The organism is Kosakonia sp. PSU_27 (assembly GCF_039409795.1).
GTDB lineage: Bacteria > Pseudomonadota > Gammaproteobacteria > Enterobacterales > Enterobacteriaceae > Kosakonia.
In genome coordinates this window covers 160672-180966 of sequence record NZ_JBCIVK010000002.1, presented here as the reverse complement: position 1 = coordinate 180966, position 20295 = coordinate 160672, and the positions used below count along the sequence as shown (strand labels likewise).

The following is a 20295-nucleotide window of genomic DNA, read 5'->3' as shown; positions in this document are numbered from 1 at the left end:
TTTTTCAGAATTAATCCGATCTTGTTAAGGAACCATTCAGATAACATGCCCAAGAATATACGTTGTTGCATAACATGGAATAATTACGGTGTCTGTAAATAAGAAGTTTTTAGCTATTATTTTGTCTTTATTTTGCCAGTTTTCGGTGGTTACCACAGCGCTTGCTGCAGAGAATTCCTGGTTCTCGAGTTTTACTGACAATGTGAAGCAAACCTGGCAGCAGCCAGAGCATTATGATCTCTATGTTCCTGCTATCACCTGGCATGCGCGTTTCGCCTATGACAAGGAGAAAACGGACCGCTATAACGAACGTCCATGGGGCGCGGGTTTTGGTCAGTCACGCTGGGACGAAAAAGGGAACTGGCACGGCCTCTATCTGATGGCATTTAAAGATTCATTTAACAAATGGGAGCCGATTGGCGGCTACGGATGGGAGAAAACATGGCGTCCGCTGGCAGATGATAACTTCCGTCTGGGATTGGGTTATACGGCCGGGTTTACCGCGCGTGATAACTGGAAGTACATTCCCGTTCCGGTGCTGTTGCCGCTGGCATCTATCGGTTATGGCCCGGCGACCTTCCAGATGACCTACATTCCGGGCACCTATAACAACGGGAACGTTTACTTTGCCTGGATGCGCTTTCAGTTTTAGCTGCAAACGCGGTGTTAACGCGATGTACAAATTTTAATCATCGCCTAAAACGCGGAATAAACTCACTTTTGCAAAAAAGTTAGCGACATTTATCACTTTTTCACGAATAACGACTGGACAAAAGTCGTCACAATTGTTGTACTGATACCCGACACAGCATTTGTGTCGATTTTTCATGTAAAGGTAATTTTGATGTCTAAGATTAAAGGTAACGTTAAGTGGTTTAATGAATCCAAAGGATTCGGTTTCATTACTCCGGAAGATGGCAGCAAAGACGTGTTCGTACACTTCTCTGCAATCCAGAGCAATGGTTTCAAAACCCTGGCTGAAGGTCAGCGCGTTGAGTTTGAAATCACTAACGGTGCCAAAGGCCCATCTGCTGCGAACGTAATGCCTGTTTAATTCAGCTACGTACGTACAGTAAGAATTCCAAAACCCGCCGTAAGGCGGGTTTTTTTATCCTTTCAGTTTGCGTTAACTGAGGAAAATAGCCAAAACGCCAGTGCCGTCATAGCAAACGAGCCCAGCAGGTTTACCGCCACGTTCAGCAGCGCCCAGTTAATTCGCCCCTCCTGTAACAAGAACACCACTTCCGCGGAAAAGGTAGAAAAGGTAGTCAGACCGCCACAAAAACCGGTGGTTAACAGTACTTTCCAGACGGGATCGATGTGCGTCATCCGATTGAACCACGCTAACCCCATACCGATAATAAACGCGCCGAGCAGGTTGGCGGTGAGCGTCCCAACAGGGATCGCCTGATGCGCCGGATTAAGTTTCATGCTTAACATCCAGCGCGCAACGCTACCGGTTCCACCGCCAATAAATACCGCTAAAAGAAGTTGTAACACCGTGAGATCCTGCTATTTGATTTGTTAGAGTGTTGAGTTTAGCGTCGCGGCTATTTTCTGGCTATCGCGACGAAGCGAGAGGACTAAAGATGATTGTTGCAGCCGGGCAATTTGCGGTCACGCCAGACTGGCGGACCAATGCGCAGACGTGTGTTGCGTTGATGGCACAGGCGGTAGCGCGTCAGGCGTCGCTGCTGGTGCTGCCAGAGGCATTACTGGCAAGAGATGATGCTGACCCACACCTTGCGGTCAAATCGGCGCAGACGCTTGATGGCGGCTTTCTGAGCCTGTTGCGTACGGAGAGCCAGCGTAATGCGTTGACGACGGTGTTGACAGTGCATGTTCCGTCAACCGAGGGCAGGGCAGTTAATACGCTGGTGGTATTGCGCGGTGGTGAGGTGATCGCGCAGTATGCCAAGCTGCATTTGTATGACGCGTTCAACATGCAGGAATCTGCGCGGGTGGACGCCGGGCGCGATATTCCGCCGTTGATTGAGGTGGAGGGCATGAAGGTCGGTTTGATGACGTGCTACGATCTGCGTTTCCCGGAACTGGCGTTGTCGCTGGCGTTGCAGGGGGCAGAACTGCTGGTGTTGCCTGCCGCCTGGGTACGCGGTCCCCTCAAGGAGCAGCACTGGGCGACGCTGCTCTCGGCAAGGGCGCTGGACACAACATGTTATATTGTCGCGGCAGGCGAATGCGGCAATAAGAATATCGGGCAGAGCCGGGTCGTTGATCCGCAGGGCGTGACGATTGCGGCGGCGGCGCAAGCGCCACAGCTTATTTTCGCCGAGGTCTCGCCTGAACGTGTGGTGCAGACCCGCGAGGCACTGCCGGTGTTACGTAATCGCCGTTTCGCTGCACCACATTTAGTGTGATGTTTTTTTAAACAACACTTGATTCATCTCGTTACACATTGCTATTGTGTGCGCGCGTCGAATGACCGTTAATGAAGTCCGGTTATAATGGCGTTTTATGCAGCCTGTTTTACGAAAGAAGGTATCTATGGGTGAGATTAGTATTACCAAACTGCTGGTTGTGGCCGCACTGGTTGTTCTGCTGTTTGGAACCAAAAAATTGCGTACGCTCGGCGGTGACCTGGGCGCAGCCATCAAAGGCTTTAAAAAAGCCATGAATGATGATGATGCAGCGAAAAAAGCTGACGAAGTCACAGCAGAAAAACTCTCTCACAAAGAGTAACAGCGGCTTTGACAGGCGAAAAAAAACCGGCGCAGAAGCCGGTTTTTTTGTCTGCAGTGTAAGCAAGTATTACTTTACTTCCACGCCTTTTGCCTGCAGATCGGCATGGTAAGAGGAACGAACGAACGGGCCACACGCCGCATGGGTAAAGCCCATCGCCAGTGCTTCCTCTTTCATTTCGTCAAACTCATCCGGGCTGACATAGCGCTGTACCGGCAGGTGATGGCGGCTTGGCTGTAAATATTGGCCCAGCGTCAGCATCGTCACGCCGTGACGGCGCAGATCGCGCATAACCTCAATGATCTCTGCGTTGGTTTCACCTAAGCCAACCATCAGACCGGATTTTGTTGGGATTTCCGGATGCGCTTCTTTAAAACGCTCCAGAAGTTTCAGCGACCAGTTGTAATCCGCGCCCGGGCGAACCTGGCGGTAAATACGCGGCACGTTCTCCAGGTTGTGGTTAAAGACATCCGGCGGCGTGACGGTGAGGATATCCAGCGCACGATCCATGCGGCCACGGAAATCCGGCACCAGCGTTTCGATTTTGATCGATGGACTTTTTTCACGGATGGCGGTAATGCAATCAGCAAAATGCTGAGCACCGCCATCACGCAAATCGTCACGGTCTACAGAGGTGATAACCACATAACGCAGCGCCATATCAGCAATGGTCTGCGCCAGTTTTTGCGGTTCGTTGGCATCCGGCGCCACAGGACGTCCGTGTGCCACATCGCAGAATGGGCAACGGCGCGTGCAGATAGCACCAAGGATCATAAAGGTTGCCGTACCGTGGTTGAAACACTCAGCAAGGTTCGGGCAGGAAGCCTCTTCGCACACAGAGTGCAGCCCGTTTTTGCGCATGGCTGCTTTAATCCCTTGGATACGGGAGGAGTCGGCCGGGAGTTTGATTTTCATCCATTCCGGTTTTCTTAACAGGGCTTCGCGCTCTGTCGCCACATTTTTAACCGGGATAAGCGCCATTTTATCGGCATCGCGGTACTTAACACCGCGTTCCATCACAATGGGTTTACTCATAGCGTGCGTGTTCCAGTTGCGGATAACGAAGTAAGCATTTCAATTCAAATGAATGTTGTATTTATCAACTATTTTTGAATTAACTTGCGTGCAGTATACCATTGATGGGGGATAGAAAGCAGCCTGACAACGGGGCAATTTGTAAAATAGTTGTTGTTTTGTGCCAAATGCCCAATAAGGGTTAGCGCTTTCGCCTGGCACGGACGGGCGTTAAAAAGCCCGTCGTATAACGTTAATAACGCTTTCCAGCACCGGGTCACGCAGGCTCAACTTATTGTAAAAAAGCGAGATTTCAAGGTGCTCGTTACTGATTGGCGGGTAATCAATTTCAACCAGCGGCCAACAGCCACTGAATAACGTAAACAGCCGCGCCGGCATTAATCCCAGCATATCGCTGTTGCCGATCAGTGCCGCAATCGTAAACATATTGTAACTGCTGAAGCTTACCTGACGCTCAGGGAAAAGATCCTGTACACGCTGGCGCAGCCCGCTAAGATTTTGCCCTTCCAGCATGAGCAGCGTGTGTTCGTACTGCTGTAAAACCGCTTCATTAATCGGCCCATTTAAACAAGGGTGCCCTTTGCGGCAAACCAGCATGACACGGTCGCTATAGAGGACGTGATGATTAATGGTACGAGAGCCTGCAATATGCGTATCAATAATTAAATCGGTTTGAAACTGGCTGAGCTGGCTTTCCGCATCGTTAACAGGAATATTACGCATCATCAGATGCGGCGAACTCTCTTTTATTGCCTGGAAGATAACAGGTATAACTAATGCACCAATCGATGGTGGCGTACCGATGGTAATCGTACGTTGTTTGTCATAGCTGCCGGTCAGATCTAATGCGCCAAGAATAGACTCCAGTCCCTGGCTGATATATTCGTGCAGATGGGAAGCATAAGCCGTAGGCGTCACGCCCTGACCTTTACGAATGAAAAGCGGATCGGGAAATATTGCGCGTAATTTTTGAATGGACTGGCTAATTGCGGAAGGCGTTAAATTGAGCACTTTCGCCGCGTTGACTATCCCTTTGTGCACATATACTGCCTCAAAAATAGTCAGTAAATTGAGATCAATATTGCGCAGCGTTCTGAAGACTTGCGGCTTATCATCGTCGGGGCGCACGGTTATTCGCTTTTCCTGCAGGTTATTATTATCCACGCTTGTGCTCCGTATTCATTCAAAATCTGAATGATAGTTGAATTTATTTTTTTTGTTGATTATTAACTTGAGTAAACATCCTGTCTCTCGTCATCATGACGTAGTTTTTCATCGCGAGGCCAGACAATACACTAAAAAAAGATTGGACTGGAGCGTGTATACAAAGCCTGGCAACGTGCTTTAATGCTAATTTTCCCGACAAAGCAGGCAGGTTGAAAATAGAGAATATGGCTTCTATTGTAAAGCGCTAACAGGCCAAATAAATAACTACCCGCACAAAATGCGGGCTTCTATACATGATATATTAAGCGCTCATATATTGATGCGGTGGATTGTTTAGTAGCGCTAAAAATTGCTGGATAAGAATCGTCCTTAATTTATCCATATCGCTATTTTCCACCAGTTGGCTGACTTGGGTCATTTCCATACCGGCGTAACCGCAAGGATTGATGCGCATAAACGGCGCCAAATCCATATCGATATTCAGCGCCAGGCCATGGAATGAGCACCCTTTACGGATCCGCAGACCCAGGGAACAGATTTTCTTGCCTTGCACATATACACCCGGTGCGTCAGCTCGCGCCTGTGCGTTAATCCCGAGTGTGGCCAGCGTATTGATAACCGTATTTTCGAGCAATGTGACAAGTTCGCGCACGCCTACTTTGCGCCGCTTCAGATTAATTAATACATACATTACCTGCTGGCCTGGTCCATGGTAGGTTACCTGGCCGCCGCGGTCGCTCTGGATCACAGGAATATCCCCCGGGGCGAGCACATGTTCGGCTTTGCCAGCCTGGCCTTGCGTAAAGACGGGATGGTGTTCTACCAGCCAGATTTCATCCGGCGTCGTCTCGTCGCGAGCATCAGTGAATTCATGCATTGCCCGAGAAATCGGATCATAAGGCTGCAAACCAAGATTGCGGATAAGAATGGTGTCCTGAGACAAAACGGCATCCCCGGGGGAGAAAAAGAGTGGGGGAAGTATATCACAGCGAAAACGTTACCCGAATGGCTCCGGGTAACGTGATGAACAATTACAGCACCATACGAACAATTTCGATATTGCCGAGTTCTTCGTACAGCGTCTCAACTTGCTCAATATGGGTAGCGTTAATGGTGATGGATACCGAGTGGTAATTGCCTTTGCTGCTCGGTTTTACCTGCGGAGAGTAATCACCTGGCGCATGGCGCTGTACCACTTCAACCACCAGATCAACCAGCTCTGGTTTCGCCAGACCCATCACTTTGTAAGTAAAAGGAGTCGGGAATTCAAGCAGTTCTTTAAGATTGGTTTTCATGTCAGCTCCGGCGTAAAAAATAAGAACTCCTGCCGCAAGGGCAGGAGTTTTTCTGAGATGCTAAGTATATGGGGACGGAAATCACACTTTCAAGTGTTCAATTTTTAGCCAAACCAGTGATGGAACATCAATTTAATGTAATCAATGATTTTGCCGAAGAAATTACCTTCCGGGATCTCCTGCAGCACCACCAGCGGGCGCTGTTCGATGGTTTTGCCATCCAGCTGGAAGTTAATAGAGCCAACCACCTGATTTTTCTGCAGCGGTGCGTGCAGCTCGCTGGTGTTCAGCACATAGCTGGCTTTCAGATCTTTCATACGGCCGCGCGGAATGGTCAGGTACACGTCTTTATCAACACCCAGCGAAGCACGATCGCTGTCGCCAAACCATGCTGGCTCTGAAGCAAACTCTTTACCGGCTTTAATTGGGCTTACAGTTTCAAAGAAACGGAAGCCCCAGGTCAGCAGTTTCTTGCTTTCGGTTTCACGGCCTTTAAACGTGCGACCACCCATTACAGCAGATATCAGGCGCATCTGGCCTTCGGTCGCTGACGCCACCAGGTTATAACCCGCTTTATCGGTGTGACCGGTTTTAATCCCGTCAACATTCAAGCTGTTATCCCACAGCAGGCCATTACGGTTGGTCTGACGAATGCCGTTAAAGGTGAACTCTTTCTCTTTATAAATGGAGTATTCGTTCGGCACATCGCGGATCAGCGCCTGACCAATCAGCGCCATGTCACGCGCGGAGCTGTACTGACCATCAGCATCCAGGCCATGTACGGTCTGGAAGTGACTGTTTTGCAGGCCCAGTGCTTTCACATAGTTATTCATCAGGCCGACAAACGCGTCCTGGCTGCCCGCCACATAATCGGCCATCGCCACGCAGGCATCGTTACCGGATTGCAGGTTGATACCACGGATCAACTGGGAAACTGGCACTTGCATACCAGGTTTCAGGAACATCAGGGAAGAGCCACGGAACACCGGGTTGCCGGTCGCCCAGGCGTCGTTACCAATCGTGACCAGATCGCTGTCTTTAAATTTGCCCGCTTTCATGGCCTGGCCAATGACATAGCTGGTCATCATTTTGGTCAGACTTGCCGGATCGCGGCGCGCATCGGCGTTTTGCTCAGCCAGCACTTTGCCGGAGTTATAGTCGATCAGGATATAGGATTCCGCGTCAATCTGCGGAACGCCCGGGATCATGGTCTTAATATTCAGGTCATCGGCATGCGCAGCGGAAAGAGAGGCTGCAGTCAGCGCCGTGGTGAGCGCCAGGCGCTGCATAAAACGAACGGAAAAAGTGGTCTTCATGGTCGAACAACGACATCCGTGATGGAGTTAAAAAAAGTGCCTTACTATAGCAAAAGCTATACATGCAGGCATCTGACTTTCAGCATGACTTTGTTAATGTTGCTGACATAAGTTGACAAAGTCAGACACCTTCGCATGTTTACTGGGCATTCGTGACAAATGACTGCAATTGCGCCTCGTTTTGCAGACGTTGCTGCAATGCGCTGGCGTCCGCTTTGTTGCTGAACGGCCCTAACTGTACGCGCCAGACAGCACCGTTTTGCGTGACGCGGCCAGGAACCGCAAACTGCTGCGCCAGGCGCTGCTGATATTGCTGAGCACGGGTCTGATCGCTGACGGCTCCCACCTGCACCATATAACCGCCACTGCTTGCCGCCGCAGCGCTGCTGGCAGGCGCGGCCGTATGTACGTTGCCCTGTACCGAACCCGGTGCTGTAACGGGCGAAGTGCGCGTCGGTGTGTACGTTTGCGCAGCCGGAGCAGTCTGCGCGGTCGGTGTAACGGTTGGCGTCACAGATGTTGTTGCAGGTTGCGCTGCTGTCGCGGTGGAAGTATTAGCGCTTCCTTCCAGTACGCCAGAGGCGAGTGGGGTCGGCGCGCCCAGGAAGCCACCGCTACGTACCGGCGCAGCAGTGGTGTCGTCGCTTTTCAGCGTATCATTGCTGATCGCGTGTACGTTGCCCTGCGGTTCTTCAGGCTGCGGAGCCGAAGAGACACTGCCGAGACCGCCGCCAAGATCGGGACGCGCTGGCAAGGCGTAGGTTTGCTGTGCAACTTTCGTACATGCCATACCCGGGCCGGAAAGGGAACCATCCTGCGCAACGATAATCGGATCAATACGCACTTTGGTGTTATTGGAGGTATTCAGTCGATCCGCTGCCGCGCGCGACAGGGAAATTACGCGATCGTTACCGTAGGGCCCGCGATCGTTAATACGCACCACTATCATGCGACCATTGGCCAGGTTGGTGATACGCGCATAGCTCGGAATGGGCAGCGTCGGATGTGCTGCGGTAAGCTGCATCGGATCGAACGCTTCGCCGGAGGCGGTCAAATTACTGCCGGGTTCGGCATCGTAAATCGCCGCAAAACCCGCCTGGCTAAAGTTCGCCGGATTCTGCACGATTTTGTAGCGCTTACCGTCGCGTTCATAATCCTGATTCGCCGTGGCGACAGGCGCTTCGTAATGAGGCTCCGCACCGCTAATTTCAACGACAGGGCCGTTACACACCGCAGGTTGCGGCGCTACGGTCGTCTGCTGCTGACCATCATCGTTCGAACATGCCGCCAGTAATCCTGCTGCTATGCAGATCCCAAGCCATTGCTTACGCATTGCCCACCTCTTATACACTCTTTGACAACATTTTCCTGTGGGTATGGATCGACATAACGATACCAAACCCGGCCATGAGTACGATCAGGGCAGAACCCCCGTAACTGATCAGTGGCAGCGGAACGCCCACCACTGGCAGGATACCACTCACCATACCAATATTTACGAACACATAAACGAACAAAATCAACATTAAACCACCGGCCATAACGCGTCCGAACGTGGTTTGCGCCCGGGCGGCAATCCACAGCCCACGCATAATCAGCAATACATATAGCGCCAGCAAAATCAGGATACCGATGAGGCCCAGCTCTTCTGCCAGCACGGCAAAGATAAAGTCGGTATGGCGTTCGGGCAGAAACTCCAGTTGCGACTGGGTTCCATGCAGCCAGCCTTTACCGCTCAGACCGCCGGAGCCGATGGCGATTTTTGACTGAATAATATGATAGCCCGCGCCGAGCGGATCGGTTTCCGGATCGAGCAGCATCATCACGCGCTGGCGCTGATAATCATGCATCAGGAAGAACCACAACACCGGGATAAATGCCGCTACCAGCACTGCGGCAATGCCAATCAATCGCCAGCTTAACCCGGAAAGAAACAGCACAAACAGCCCGGAGAGCACCACGAGGATCGAGGTTCCCAAATCCGGTTGCGCCGCCACCAGCAGCGTCGGCACGAAAATCAGCGCCAGCGCGATTGCGGTATTTTTCAGCGAAGGCGGGCAGACATCGCGGTTAATAAAGCGCGCCACCATCAACGGTACGGCTATTTTGGCTATTTCTGAAGGCTGGAAACGCACCACGCCCAAATCGAGCCAGCGCTGCGCGCCTTTTGAGATAGCGCCGAAAGCATCCACCGCGACAAGCAACACGACGCAGAAAATGTAGAGATAGGGCGCCCAACCTTCATAGACGCGTGGCGGCACCTGCGCCAGGATAACCATGATAATCAGCCCCATGGCGATTTGGCCGATTTTGCGCTCGGTCATACCGATATCCTGGCCGCTGGCGCTCCAGATAACGATCGCGCTGTAAAACAGCAGCGCAAGGATAATCAGCAGCAGCACCGGATCGATGTGGATTTTATCCCAGAACGATTTCTTGTTCGGATTATCCGTCATGTTATTGGTCCTCCACTGCTGCCGTGGACGGGTTTTCCGTTGGCAGCTCGGTGTTGTTATCGCCAAGCATAATGTGATCGAGGATCTGGCGCATAATCGTACCCACCGCCGGACCAGCGCCACCGTTTTCCAGAATGACGGCGACGGCGACCTGCGGGTTGTCGTAAGGGGCGAATGCCGTCATTAGTTTATGGTCGCGCAGACGTTCGGCAATACGGTGGGCGTTATAGGTTTCGTTGGCTTTCAAGCCAAAGACCTGGGCGGTACCGGATTTCGCCGCGACTTTGTACGGCGCGTTGGCGAAATACTTATGACCCGTACCGTTCGGACGGTTGGCTACTCCATACATCCCGTCTTTGGCAATCTCCCAGTAGCCAGAGTGAATATCACCCACCGGCGGCTGTGCCGGCTGTTGCCACGGCACTTGTTTGCCATCTTCTACCGTGCTCATCAGCAGATGCGGCACTTTAACAACGCCGTCATTAATCAGCGTCATCATCGCTTTGTTCATCTGCAATGGCGTTGCTGTCCAGTAACCCTGGCCGATCCCTACTGGAATGGTATCGCCCTGATACCACGGCTTTTTAAAGCGCTTCAGTTTCCATTCGCGGGTTGGCATGTTCCCGGCGCGCTCTTCCGAGAGGTCAACGCCGGTATAGTGACCGTAGCCAAATTTGCCCATCCATTCTGCCAGGCGGTCAATGCCCATATCATAGGCGACCTGATAGAAGAAGGTATCGGCGGACTCTTCAAGCGATTTGGTAACATTCAGGTGGCCGTGACCCCATTTTTTCCAGTCGCGGTAACGTTTTTCCGAGCCGGGTAATTGCCACCAGCCGGGATCGAACAAGCTGGTATTGCGCGTGATCACCCCGGCGCTGAGTGCGGAAACGGCCACATACGGTTTCACCGTCGACGCAGGCGGGTAAACCCCTTGTGTGGCGCGGTTGATCAGCGGCGTATTTGGGTCGTTTAACAGTGAAGAGTAATCTTTGCTGGAAATGCCATCGACAAACAGGTTCGGGTCGTAGCTTGGCATCGACACCAGCGCGAGAATGCTGCCATTGCGTGGATCGGTCACGACCACGGCGGCACGGCTACCGGCGAGCAGCGTTTCAATATATTGCTGGAGTTTTAAATCCAGCGTCAGGTAGATATCGTGACCGGCCTGCGGCGGCACCTCTTTGAGCTGACGGATCACGCGGCCGCGGTTGTTGACTTCCACCTCTTCATAACCGGTCTGACCATGCAGCACATCTTCGTAATAGCGCTCGATACCCAGTTTACCGATATCGTGGGTGGCGGCGTAGTTTGCCAGCTTGCCCTCTTTATCCAGCCGTTCGACATCTTTATCGTTAATTTTCGACACGTAGCCAATAACGTGCGTCAGCGCGGAACCATACGGATAAAAGCGGCGCTTATAGCCCTTGACCTCAACGCCGGGAAAACGGTACTGGTTCACCGCAAAGCGCGCCACCTGGACTTCCGTCAGGTTAGTTTTTACCGGGATTGAGGTGAAGCGGTGCGAGCGTGAGCGCTCTTTTTTGAAGTTGGCGATATCGTCGTCATTCAGATCCACCACATCGCGCAGGGCATCCAGCGTTTGCTGCACATCATCAACTTTCTCCGGCATCATCTCGACCTGATAGATGGTGCGGTTCAGCGCCAGCGGCGTGCCGTTGCGATCGTAGATAATGCCGCGGCTGGGCGCGATAGGCACCAGCTTGATGCGGTTTTCGTTGGAGCGGGTCTGGTAGTCCGCAAAACGGACGATTTGCAGGTTATAAAGATTGGCTACCAGCACGCCGGTAAGCAGCAAAATCCCCGTAAAAGCGACCAGCGCCCGGCGCACAAACAGCGCGGACTCAGCCGTATAGTCGCGAAAAGAATTCTGTAATTTCATCCGCTGCTTAATCTACCCAAGACTCGTCGTTACTCACGGTGATAAGGATGGTTGGTAGTAATACTCCATGCGCGATACAGGCTTTCGGCAACCAGCACGCGCACCAGCGGGTGAGGTAACGTTAGCGCAGAGAGTGACCAACTTTGTTCTGCCGCCGCTTTGCAGGCCGGGGATAACCCTTCCGGCCCGCCAATAAGCAAGCTGACATCGCGCCCGTCTTGCTTCCAGCGTTCCAGTTCGTTTGCCAACTGCGGCGTATCCCAGGGTTTGCCCGGAATATCGAGGGTAACGATACGATTTTTGCCAGCCGCGGCCAGCATCAGTTCACCCTCTTTATCGAGAATGCGTTTGATATCTGCGTTCTTGCCGCGCTTTCCCGCCGGAATTTCGATTAACTCGAACGGCATATCTTTTGGAAAGCGGCGCAGGTATTCACTAAAACCTGTCTGTACCCAGTCCGGCATTTTCGTGCCGACGGCGACCAGTTGCAGTTTCACGCATTAACCCCAGAGTTTTTCCAGCTCATACAGGCGACGGCTCTCTTCCTGCATGACGTGGACAATTACATCGCCTAAATCGACAACGACCCAGTCCGCGGCGCTTTCACCTTCGACACCCAGCGGCATCATGCCGGCGGCGCGCGATTCCTGCACCACATGATCCGCAATAGAGATAACGTGACGCGTAGATGTACCGGTGCAGATAATCATGCAGTCGGTGATACTGGATTTACCCTGAACGTCAATGGCGACGATATCCTGACCTTTCAGGTCATCAATTTTGTCGATAACAAAATCCTGGAGTGCTTTACCCTGCAAGTGTTCCCCCTGGGGTGAGTAAAAAATGTACTGTTAATGAACGGCCTGACATTATACCTGAACTGCATCGATTGTCGGGGTCTGAGAGACCCGGCAAGTTTAAAAGTTGGCTATCATCCCATCACGGGCGCGTGATTGCATTGCCATTTTTGTAAAACAATTTCTGCGCGCGGAGGATAACAGCCTGTGAGGGCGTGTCAATGACCGAATCAGCGGTGTGAATAGGATGCATGAAAAACAGGCTATGCATCGTCCGCGTGCCATGCTGCCCGGCTATTTAATACCCGCAGCGTGGCGAAATCATCATGGATATCAATAGCGCTCCAGCACCCTTGATCAACACGAAAATGCCACAGTGACGCAGCAGGCATGTTGAGCAAACGGGCGATCAACAAACTCAACACTCCCTGATGGCTGGCGATCAACACATTCTTGTGCTGACTTTTTATATCGGCAACGAGCGCAATAACTTGCTCAATTCGTGCAGAAAATGCCTGAAATCCTTCACCATTGGTTGGAACGGCGTGCTGCCAGTCGGTACACCAGGCGGCATAGCTTTGCGGATCTTCTCGCGTTAAATCGCGATGATGGCGCATTTCCCAGTCGCCAAAAAACATCTCATTGAGTAATGGTGTGGTATGAACGGTCAGCGTGCGCGATTCCAGCACGCGTGCGGCCGTCTGCTGCGCGCGCTCCAGTTCGCTACACAGCACATAATCGAAGGGTACATGAGCGAGTAGATCGCGCAGAGTTTTCGCCTGCGCCAGCCCCTTGGGCGTCAGCGGAGTCGGTGAATGGCCGCTATAAAGCCCGGCGACATTCGCTTCGGTTTCTCCGTGGCGTATCAGCCAGAGTCGCATGATGGTCTCCCGTCTGGATTTGTGCGCAAAGTTTACCATCGCGCCCTCAATCACGGCCTCTTTTTCGTTTAAGATAACGGCTTTTAACCGGAGCGGAAGATGGCTTTGTTTCACAGTGCGCACGGTGGCAACACGCGTGAGGCGGCAGAACTGTTGGGGATATCAGCGGAGCAGTTGCTTGATTTCAGTGCCAACATTAATCCGGCTGGCATGCCGGCATCGCTTAAACACGCGTTGCAAAATAATCTGTCGCTCGCCGAGCGCTACCCGGATGTTGAGTATCAGCGTCTGCATCAGGTGCTGGCGGCTCATCACCAGGTGCCTGCTTCATGGATACTTGCCGGAAATGGTGAAACGGAAGCGATCTTTTCGCTGGTCAACATGCTTAAGCCACGTCAAGCGATGCTGATAACGCCTGGGTTTGCCGAGTATCGCCGGGCGCTGGCGTTGGTGGCGTGCGGGATTCGCGACTATCAATTGCGTGAGACTGATGGCTGGCAGCTTACTGATGCGTTGCTGGGCGCGCTAACCGCCGATCTCGACTGTTTATTTCTCTGTACACCCAATAACCCCACCGGTTTGTTGCCGGACGACGCTCTGCTGCACGCGATTGCCGCCCGTTGTAAATCGCTGGGAATTACGCTTGTCCTCGACGAAGCCTTTATGGATTTTATTGCCGAACGCGAAGGTTTTATTCCTTATCTGGCAAACAATCCGCACGTTTGGGTGCTGCGTTCACTCACCAAGTTTTACGCCATTCCTGGCCTGCGACTGGGGTATGTGCTGGGCAGCAACGAACAGCAGGTCCGGTCTATGCGCGATGCGCAGATGCCGTGGTCCATCAATGCCTTTGCCGCGCTCGCCGGTGAGGTGATTTTGCAGGACAGTGACTATCAGCAGGCAAGCTGGAACTGGCTCAATAACGAACGTCCGCGTCTGTTCGCCGCGCTTAGTGTGCTGCCGGGGTTAACGGTCTGGCCTGGCCGTGCAAACTATCTTTTTTTGCGCTGTGACGTGCCGGGTCTGGAGTTACAACAGGCCTTGCTTTCCCGCCACATTTTGATTCGTAGCTGCGCCAATTATCCAGGGCTCGATGCGCGCTATTATCGTGTGGCGGTGCGAAGCGAAAGGGAGAATGATCGGCTCATCGCTGCCATGACGGCGGTGATAAGCGGTACAAACCCTGCTCGTTGATATATGCCATGACGGACTCAGGGAGCAGATCATCACACTTTTCACCGTGCTCCAGCCGTTCACGGATAAGCGTTGCCGAAATGTTGAACCACGGCGTTTCGGCAAGGTAAATCCGTCCGGCGGGTAAAACATGCAGCTCTTCAGGATTGGTGGTGAGATGGGCTTCCAGCCACTGCTGGTGCGCGTCCTGCTCCATCGTCAGCGGGTAACCCGGGCGGCGGCAGACAATCAGATGGCAGTTATCCAGAATGGTCTCGTAGTGATGCCAGGTGGGGAAGGTGAGCAGTGAATCCTGGCCAATGATAAACGCCAGTGGGTGTTGCGTACCTTGCTCTTCCCGCCACTCCTGTAAGGTTTGCGCCGTGTATGATGGGGTGTCGCGGCGAAGTTCGCGTTCATCAAGGGTGAATAAGGGCTTGTCGGCAATGGCCAGCTCGACCATTTTTTTGCGTTGCTGGCTGCTGGCCTCCGGTTGTGCGCGGTGTGGCGGCACGTTATTGGGCATGATGATCACCCTGGAAAGGCCAATCTGGTTCGCCAGCGCTTCCACAGGTTTCAGGTGTCCATAATGGACCGGATCGAATGTACCGCCAAACAGTGCCTGCAACTGATTCATATCAACCATCAATAAAAACGTCTGCCAGTGCCTTATGACAGAGTAGCAGAGAAAGCCCTTCAAGCTCGGCCCAGACCGACTGCCCAAAATCCTGCTTCACAATCAACTCAATGCGGCTCAGCAAATGGACTGCCTGGCGTAACTGATCGAGGCTCAGGCGATTAAGCGCATCGCCCGTGACACCCCGGCGGTTTTGCCACACCCGATGCTTGTCAAACAGCGCACGCAATGGCGTGTGTGCTGACTGGCGTTTCAATGTCACCAGCAACAGCAATTCCCGTTGCACGGTACGCAGCAGGATCACCGGCTCACACGCTTCCAGTCGCAACTGGGTGAGAATGTGCAACGCGCGTTTGCTTTTCCCGGCAAGTAGCGCATCAACCCAGTGGAAGGGTGTGAAGTGCGCCGCGTCGTTTACCGCATGTTCCACACGGGGCAGGGTGAGTTTGCCATCCGGCCACAGTAGCGCCAGGCGTTCCAGCGCTTGTGCCAGTGCCAGTAAGTTTCCTTCGTAGCAATAACAAAGTAACTGATTGGCGGCGTCGTCCAGTTCCAGTTTGTTTTGCTTTGCTCTGGCGGCAACCCAGCGCGGCAGATTCGCCTGCTCCGGCGTCTGGCAGCTTACCTGCACGGCACGATTATTTAACTGCGTTATCCATGCCGCGTTTTCCTGCGCTTTGGTCAGCTTGTTCCCGCGCACTGTCAAAATGAGGTCGTCATGCAGCAGGCTAACCAGCTTTGCCAGCTGTTCATTGATAGCCGCGTTTGGGCCATTTTCGGGCAGCTGTAACAGTAACGTCTGGCGGCTGGCGAACAGACTCAATGCCTGGCAGATGGAGAAAATCGCATCCCAATCCGTGCTGGCATCCAGTGTAAAGGTATGGTGTTCGATGAAGCCCTGTTCAGCGGCGACCTGACGCACGGCGTCCTGGCTCTCTTGCAACAGCAGCGGATCATTACCGAGGAGTAAATACGCCGCGCGCAGCCCTTCATTAAGCTGCGCGCGGAGTTGTTCCGGATACAACCTGAGCATTAGCTACCCGGTTGCGTGGAGGAGGAGCCAGTCGTCGAGGTGGCGGCGTGCTGCGTGCTTTTCGCATCTGCCGTATGTACGCTAGGCAGCTTACGAATCAGTTGTTCGGCTGCTTTGTCGTACATCTCCTGAACGATCATCTCCTGCTCTGCGGCTTTCGCCAGTGCCGTTTGCGGGTTATCAAAGAAGGAACGATAAACTTTGGTATTGATCGGGTAAATATCATGACCCGGGATCAGTACGCTGGCGTTTACGGTCAGCACCATTTGATATTCCGCTGTTCGGCCATCCTGGAAAACAGAAGCCGTGTCACGGGAGAACGTTACGGCACCAAGACGCAAAGAAGGCACATCCTGACGTGTGGACGTTTTCTCCAACAGTTCGACGCCATTCAGGCGCAACTGGCTGCGGATCGCGCGGCTCAGTGGGCCATTCGGATCCCCGGAATCAAAGAACATCGTTTTCATTTCGCTCGGCACCTGCGTGGTATTACGCAGATGCCAGCCACATCCGGCGGTGATTAGCACCGCCAGTGATACGAACAATGTAGCCAGATATCGCACGCTTCCTCCCGCGCTTAGCCAACGACCAGATTAAGCAGTTTACCCGGTACGTAAATCACTTTACGCACGGTCACGCCATCAAGATATTTTGCTACCAGATGTTCCTGGCCTGCGCGTTCACGCACCTGTTCTTCCGTCGCGTCAACGGCAACAGTAATTTTACCACGCACTTTACCATTGACCTGGACGACAACCAGCGTGGTGTTTTCAACCATCGCTTTCTCATCAGCTACCGGCCACGGTGCGTTGTCGATGTCGCCTTCGCCGCCCAGTTCCTGCCACAGCGTGAAGCTGGCGTGTGGGGTGAACGGGTTAAGCATACGTACCACCGCCAGCAGGGCTTCCTGCATTAAGGCGCGATCCTGCTCGCTCTCCTGCGGCGCTTTCGCCAGCTTGTTCATCAGCTCCATAATCGCCGCGATAGCGGTGTTGAAAGTCTGACGACGACCAATATCATCGGAAACTTTAGCGATAGTTTTATGCACGTCGCGGCGCAGGGCTTGCTGGTCTTCACTCAGCGCAGCCAGATCCAGTGCGGCAACAGCACCCCGAGCGGTGTGTTCATAAACCAGTTTCCAGACGCGTTTCAGGAAGCGGTTCGCGCCTTCTACGCCGGATTCCTGCCACTCCAGTGTCATATCGGCTGGCGATGCAAACATCATGAACAGACGCACGGTGTCCGCGCCGTAACGTTCAACCATTTCCTGCGGGTCGATACCGTTGTTTTTCGACTTGGACATTTTGCTCATGCCGGTATAAACCAGCTCGTGGCCCGCCGGATCGGTCGCTTTGACAATGCGCCCTTTCTCGTCACGTTCAACAATGGCATCTTTCGGCGAAACCCAGTTACGCTCGCCGTTTTCACCCACGTAATAGAACGCATCGGCCAGTACCATGCCCTGGCACAACAGCTGTTTCGCAGGCTCATCGGAGTTCACCATGCCCGCGTCGCGCATCAGTTTGTGGAAGAAGCGGAAGTAGAGCAGGTGCATGATGGCGTGTTCGATACCGCCAATATAAATATCTACCGGCAACCAGTAATTTGCCGCTTTCGGGTCCAGCATACCTTCGTTGTGCTGCGGGCAGGTATAACGCGCATAGTACCAGGAAGACTCCATAAAGGTGTCGAAGGTATCGGTTTCGCGTAGCGCCGGCTGGCCGTTGACGGTGGTTTTCGCCCACTCAGGATCGGCTTTAATCGGGCTGGTGATACCGTCCATGACAACATCTTCCGGCAGGATAACCGGCAGTTGATCTTCCGGCGTTGGAATAACGGTGCCATCTTCCAGCGTCACCATCGGGATGGGCGCGCCCCAGTAACGCTGACGGGAAACGCCCCAGTCGCGCAGACGGAAATTCACTTTGCGCTCGCCCACGCCTTTGGCCGCCAGTTTGTCGGCAATGGCGTTAAAAGCAGCGTTAAAGTCGAGACCGTCGAATTCGCCGGAGTTAAACAGCACGCCTTTTTCGGTCATCGCTTGTTCGCTCAGATCCGGCGCGCTGCCGTCAGCGTTGAGAATGACCGCCTTGATCGGCAGATTGTATTTCGTGGCAAATTCGTAGTCGCGCTGATCGTGACCCGGAACGGCCATCACCGCACCGGTGCCGTACTCCATCAGCACAAAGTTTGCCGCCCATACCGGAATCGCTTCCCCGGTCAGCGGGTGAATGGCTTTCAGGCCGGTATCAACGCCTTTTTTCTCCATCGTCGCCATATCGGCTTCCGCAACTTTGGTGTTACGGCATTCGTCGATAAAGGACGCCAGCTCCGGTTTGCTCGCGGCAGCTTGCTGCGCCAGCGGATGGCCTGCCGCAACGGCCAGATAGGTTGCGCCGATAAATGTGTCCGGGCGGGTGGTGTAGACCGTCAGTTTCTGGTCGCTGTTCTGCACGTCGAACGTGATCTCCACGCCTTCAGAACGGCCAATCCAGTTGCGCTGCATGGTTTTCACCGTATCCGGCCAGTGATCCAGATTATCCAGGTCATTCAGCAGCTCGTCAGCGTAAGCGGTGATTTTAATAAACCACTGCGGGATCTCTTTACGCTCAACTTTGGTATCGCAGCGCCAGCAGCAGCCGTCGATAACTTGTTCGTTCGCCAGCACGGTCTGATCGTTCGGGCACCAGTTCACCGCGGAGGTTTTCTTATAGACGAGACCTTTTTTGTACAGCTCGGTGAAGAACTTCTGTTCCCAACGGTAATATTCCGGGGTGCAGGTCGCCAGCTCGCGGCTCCAGTCATAGCCGAAACCCAGCATTTTGAGCTGGTTTTTCATGTACGCGATGTTGTCGTAAGTCCACGGTGCCGGTGCGGTGTTATTTTTTACCGCCGCGCCTTCAGCCGGCAGACCAAACGCATCCCAGCCAATCGGCTGCAGCACGTTTTTACCCAACATGCGCTGATAACGGGAGATCACATCGCCGATGGTGTAGTTACGGACGTGGCCCATGTGTAGTCGGCCAGAAGGATAGGGGAGCATCGACAAGCAATAGTATTTCTCTTTGCTCTCGTCTTCAGTGACTTCAAATGTGCGCTTCTCTTCCCAGTGGCGCTGTACTTTGGATTCTATCTCTTCCGGGCGGTATTGCTCTTGCATGGCAGCCAGTAGTCCTGTTTTTGCTACAGCTACAAATGTAGCGTTGTTACGTGATTTTTCGAAAGGCATAGCATAGCCCAAACGCCACTCTCAAAACAGCCTTTCCGCGAGGCGGGAATGAAATTGCCGCAGCCGTTGGCGGCGAATTTTTTGTCGACAGTGCGGGCGAGTCGGCACAGCGAGTAAGAAATAACGTCTACCATTAGAGAGAGTTACTGAACCGGGAGGCGAAACGATGAACAAGGTTGCTCATTTTTACCGTGAACTGGTGGCGGCGTTGACCGAGCGTCTACGCAATGGAGAGCGTGATATTGACGCCCTGGTTGAACAAGCGCGCCTGCGCGTGGCGAAGACCGGTGAGTTAACGCGCACCGAGGTTGACGAGCTGATGCGCGCCATTCGCCGCGATCTGGAGGAGTTCGCCCTCAGTTACAGCGAAAGCCAGGAAGAAGTCACCGACAGCGTATTTATGCGGGTGATTAAAGAGAGTATCTGGCAGGAACTGGCGGATATCACCGATAAAACGCAGCTTGAGTGGCGTGAAGTGTTCCAGGATCTCAATCACCACGGTGTCTATCACAGCGGCGAAGTGGTAGGACTCGGGAATCTGGTCTGCGAGAAGTGCCACTTTCATCTGGCGGTCTATACACCGGATGTGTTGCCGTTATGCCCGAAATGCGGACATGACCAATTCCAGCGCCGCCCGTTCGAACCATAATCCAGAAAGCGCCTGCCCGGAGCG

The 20295-nt window shown here is 53.2% G+C and carries 22 protein-coding genes; 6 read left to right on the top strand and 16 right to left on the bottom strand.

Annotation, left to right across the window (positions count from 1 at the left end; genetic code table 11):
• Positions 1-118: 118 nt before the first annotated feature.
• Positions 119-652 carry a lipid IV(A) palmitoyltransferase PagP gene (pagP, locus tag AAIG26_RS04655; protein ID WP_343180337.1) on the top strand — a complete coding sequence of 178 codons (534 nt, stop codon included), beginning with the start codon at positions 119-121 and terminating at the stop codon, positions 650-652.
• Positions 653-844: 192 nt separating this feature from the next.
• The gene (gene cspE / locus AAIG26_RS04650) at positions 845-1054 is read left to right on the top strand and encodes a transcription antiterminator/RNA stability regulator CspE (protein ID WP_007373839.1); all 210 of its coding nucleotides are present in this window, start codon (positions 845-847) and stop codon (positions 1052-1054) included.
• A 62-nt stretch (positions 1055-1116) separates the two neighbouring features.
• Here the strand turns inward: cspE and crcB are convergent, their stop codons facing one another.
• Positions 1117-1500, bottom strand: a complete 384-nt coding sequence (gene crcB, locus AAIG26_RS04645; RefSeq protein ID WP_017455875.1) for a fluoride efflux transporter CrcB — start codon at positions 1498-1500, stop codon at positions 1117-1119.
• An 89-nt stretch (positions 1501-1589) separates the two neighbouring features.
• Between crcB and AAIG26_RS04640 the strand changes: the two genes are divergently transcribed.
• Both AAIG26_RS04640 and tatE read left to right on the top strand, forming a co-directional pair.
• On the top strand, positions 1590-2378 hold the full coding sequence (locus AAIG26_RS04640; RefSeq protein WP_343180071.1) for a deaminated glutathione amidase: 789 nt from the start codon (positions 1590-1592) through the stop codon (positions 2376-2378).
• A gap of 127 nt (positions 2379-2505) precedes the next feature.
• Complete coding sequence (gene tatE / locus AAIG26_RS04635) at positions 2506-2700, top strand: twin-arginine translocase subunit TatE (RefSeq protein ID WP_017455877.1); 195 nt, start codon at positions 2506-2508, stop codon at positions 2698-2700.
• 69 nt (positions 2701-2769) lie between these two features.
• Here tatE and lipA read toward each other — a convergent pair whose 3' ends face one another.
• The 11 genes from lipA to AAIG26_RS04580 all read right to left on the bottom strand — a co-directional run bounded on the left by lipA (position 2770) and on the right by AAIG26_RS04580 (position 13550).
• Positions 2770-3735, bottom strand: a complete 966-nt coding sequence (gene lipA, locus AAIG26_RS04630; protein ID WP_343180070.1) for a lipoyl synthase — start codon at positions 3733-3735, stop codon at positions 2770-2772.
• Between the two features lie 210 nt (positions 3736-3945).
• A complete protein-coding gene (locus tag AAIG26_RS04625; protein WP_097407175.1) occupies positions 3946-4899 on the bottom strand; it encodes a YbeF family transcriptional regulator in 954 nt (317 codons plus the stop codon).
• A gap of 304 nt (positions 4900-5203) precedes the next feature.
• Complete coding sequence (lipB, locus tag AAIG26_RS04620; RefSeq protein WP_017455880.1) at positions 5204-5845, bottom strand: lipoyl(octanoyl) transferase LipB; 642 nt, start codon at positions 5843-5845, stop codon at positions 5204-5206.
• An 88-nt stretch (positions 5846-5933) separates the two neighbouring features.
• Positions 5934-6197: a DUF493 family protein YbeD gene (gene ybeD, locus AAIG26_RS04615; RefSeq protein ID WP_017455881.1), complete on the bottom strand. Its 264-nt coding sequence runs from the start codon at positions 6195-6197 to the stop codon at positions 5934-5936.
• A 104-nt stretch (positions 6198-6301) separates the two neighbouring features.
• Positions 6302-7513, bottom strand: coding sequence for a D-alanyl-D-alanine carboxypeptidase DacA (dacA, locus tag AAIG26_RS04610; RefSeq protein WP_020457003.1), 1212 nt, complete (start codon positions 7511-7513; stop codon positions 6302-6304).
• A gap of 139 nt (positions 7514-7652) precedes the next feature.
• Entirely contained in the window at positions 7653-8846 is a 1194-nt protein-coding gene (gene rlpA / locus AAIG26_RS04605; RefSeq protein WP_343180069.1) for an endolytic peptidoglycan transglycosylase RlpA, read from the bottom strand.
• A 10-nt stretch (positions 8847-8856) separates the two neighbouring features.
• Entirely contained in the window at positions 8857-9969 is a 1113-nt protein-coding gene (mrdB, locus tag AAIG26_RS04600; RefSeq protein WP_020457005.1) for a peptidoglycan glycosyltransferase MrdB, read from the bottom strand.
• A gap of 1 nt (position 9970) precedes the next feature.
• Complete coding sequence (gene mrdA / locus AAIG26_RS04595; protein ID WP_020457006.1) at positions 9971-11872, bottom strand: peptidoglycan DD-transpeptidase MrdA; 1902 nt, start codon at positions 11870-11872, stop codon at positions 9971-9973.
• Positions 11873-11901: 29 nt separating this feature from the next.
• Positions 11902-12369, bottom strand: coding sequence for a 23S rRNA (pseudouridine(1915)-N(3))-methyltransferase RlmH (gene rlmH, locus AAIG26_RS04590; protein WP_017455886.1), 468 nt, complete (start codon positions 12367-12369; stop codon positions 11902-11904).
• Positions 12370-12372: 3 nt separating this feature from the next.
• A complete protein-coding gene (rsfS, locus tag AAIG26_RS04585; RefSeq protein WP_017455887.1) occupies positions 12373-12690 on the bottom strand; it encodes a ribosome silencing factor in 318 nt (105 codons plus the stop codon).
• 242 nt (positions 12691-12932) lie between these two features.
• Positions 12933-13550, bottom strand: a complete 618-nt coding sequence (locus AAIG26_RS04580) for an adenosylcobalamin/alpha-ribazole phosphatase (protein ID WP_045509062.1) — start codon at positions 13548-13550, stop codon at positions 12933-12935.
• A 99-nt stretch (positions 13551-13649) separates the two neighbouring features.
• On the opposite strand from AAIG26_RS04580, the gene cobD reads away from it, so the two are divergent.
• Positions 13650-14744 (top strand): threonine-phosphate decarboxylase CobD, encoded by a 1095-nt coding sequence (cobD, locus tag AAIG26_RS04575; protein WP_343180068.1) that lies wholly within the window; start codon positions 13650-13652, stop codon positions 14742-14744.
• Here cobD and nadD read toward each other — a convergent pair.
• From nadD to leuS, 4 genes are read right to left on the bottom strand one after another with little or no spacing between them, the layout of a single operon-like run.
• Positions 14695-15360 (bottom strand): nicotinate-nucleotide adenylyltransferase, encoded by a 666-nt coding sequence (gene nadD / locus AAIG26_RS04570; RefSeq protein ID WP_343180336.1) that lies wholly within the window; start codon positions 15358-15360, stop codon positions 14695-14697. The genes cobD and nadD overlap by 50 nt on opposite strands.
• A 1-nt stretch (position 15361) precedes the next feature.
• The gene (gene holA / locus AAIG26_RS04565) at positions 15362-16393 is read right to left on the bottom strand and encodes a DNA polymerase III subunit delta (RefSeq protein ID WP_020457011.1); all 1032 of its coding nucleotides are present in this window, start codon (positions 16391-16393) and stop codon (positions 15362-15364) included.
• Positions 16393-16956, bottom strand: a complete 564-nt coding sequence (gene lptE / locus AAIG26_RS04560) for an LPS assembly lipoprotein LptE (RefSeq protein WP_343180067.1) — start codon at positions 16954-16956, stop codon at positions 16393-16395. The genes holA and lptE overlap by 1 nt, the downstream gene beginning before the upstream one ends.
• A 14-nt stretch (positions 16957-16970) precedes the next feature.
• Positions 16971-19553: a leucine--tRNA ligase gene (leuS, locus tag AAIG26_RS04555; RefSeq protein WP_114413825.1), complete on the bottom strand. Its 2583-nt coding sequence runs from the start codon at positions 19551-19553 to the stop codon at positions 16971-16973.
• A gap of 235 nt (positions 19554-19788) precedes the next feature.
• On the opposite strand from leuS, the gene AAIG26_RS04550 reads away from it, so the two are divergent.
• On the top strand, positions 19789-20271 hold the full coding sequence (locus AAIG26_RS04550; protein ID WP_020457014.1) for a zinc ribbon-containing protein: 483 nt from the start codon (positions 19789-19791) through the stop codon (positions 20269-20271).
• The last annotated feature ends 24 nt before the right edge of the window (positions 20272-20295 follow it).

Bases quoted from the DNA above. Each gene is read 5' to 3' on its own strand.
- cspE (WP_007373839.1), top strand. From the start codon at position 845: ATGTCTAAGATTAAAGGTAACGTTAAGTGGTTTAATGAATCCAAAGGA.
- mrdB (WP_020457005.1), bottom strand. From the start codon at position 9,969: ATGACGGATAATCCGAACAAGAAATCGTTCTGGGATAAAATCCACATC.
- mrdA (WP_020457006.1), bottom strand. From the start codon at position 11,872: ATGAAATTACAGAATTCTTTTCGCGACTATACGGCTGAGTCCGCGCTG.
- cobD (WP_343180068.1), top strand. From the start codon at position 13,650: ATGGCTTTGTTTCACAGTGCGCACGGTGGCAACACGCGTGAGGCGGCA.
- nadD (WP_343180336.1), bottom strand. From the start codon at position 15,360: ATGAATCAGTTGCAGGCACTGTTTGGCGGTACATTCGATCCGGTCCAT.
- dacA (WP_020457003.1), bottom strand. From the start codon at position 7,513: ATGAAGACCACTTTTTCCGTTCGTTTTATGCAGCGCCTGGCGCTCACC.
- AAIG26_RS04580 (WP_045509062.1), bottom strand. From the start codon at position 13,550: ATGCGACTCTGGCTGATACGCCACGGAGAAACCGAAGCGAATGTCGCC.
- leuS (WP_114413825.1), bottom strand. From the start codon at position 19,553: ATGCAAGAGCAATACCGCCCGGAAGAGATAGAATCCAAAGTACAGCGC.
- tatE (WP_017455877.1), top strand. From the start codon at position 2,506: ATGGGTGAGATTAGTATTACCAAACTGCTGGTTGTGGCCGCACTGGTT.
- lipA (WP_343180070.1), bottom strand. From the start codon at position 3,735: ATGAGTAAACCCATTGTGATGGAACGCGGTGTTAAGTACCGCGATGCC.
- holA (WP_020457011.1), bottom strand. From the start codon at position 16,393: ATGCTCAGGTTGTATCCGGAACAACTCCGCGCGCAGCTTAATGAAGGG.
- rlpA (WP_343180069.1), bottom strand. From the start codon at position 8,846: ATGCGTAAGCAATGGCTTGGGATCTGCATAGCAGCAGGATTACTGGCG.
- AAIG26_RS04640 (WP_343180071.1), top strand. From the start codon at position 1,590: ATGATTGTTGCAGCCGGGCAATTTGCGGTCACGCCAGACTGGCGGACC.
- AAIG26_RS04550 (WP_020457014.1), top strand. From the start codon at position 19,789: ATGAACAAGGTTGCTCATTTTTACCGTGAACTGGTGGCGGCGTTGACC.
- ybeD (WP_017455881.1), bottom strand. From the start codon at position 6,197: ATGAAAACCAATCTTAAAGAACTGCTTGAATTCCCGACTCCTTTTACT.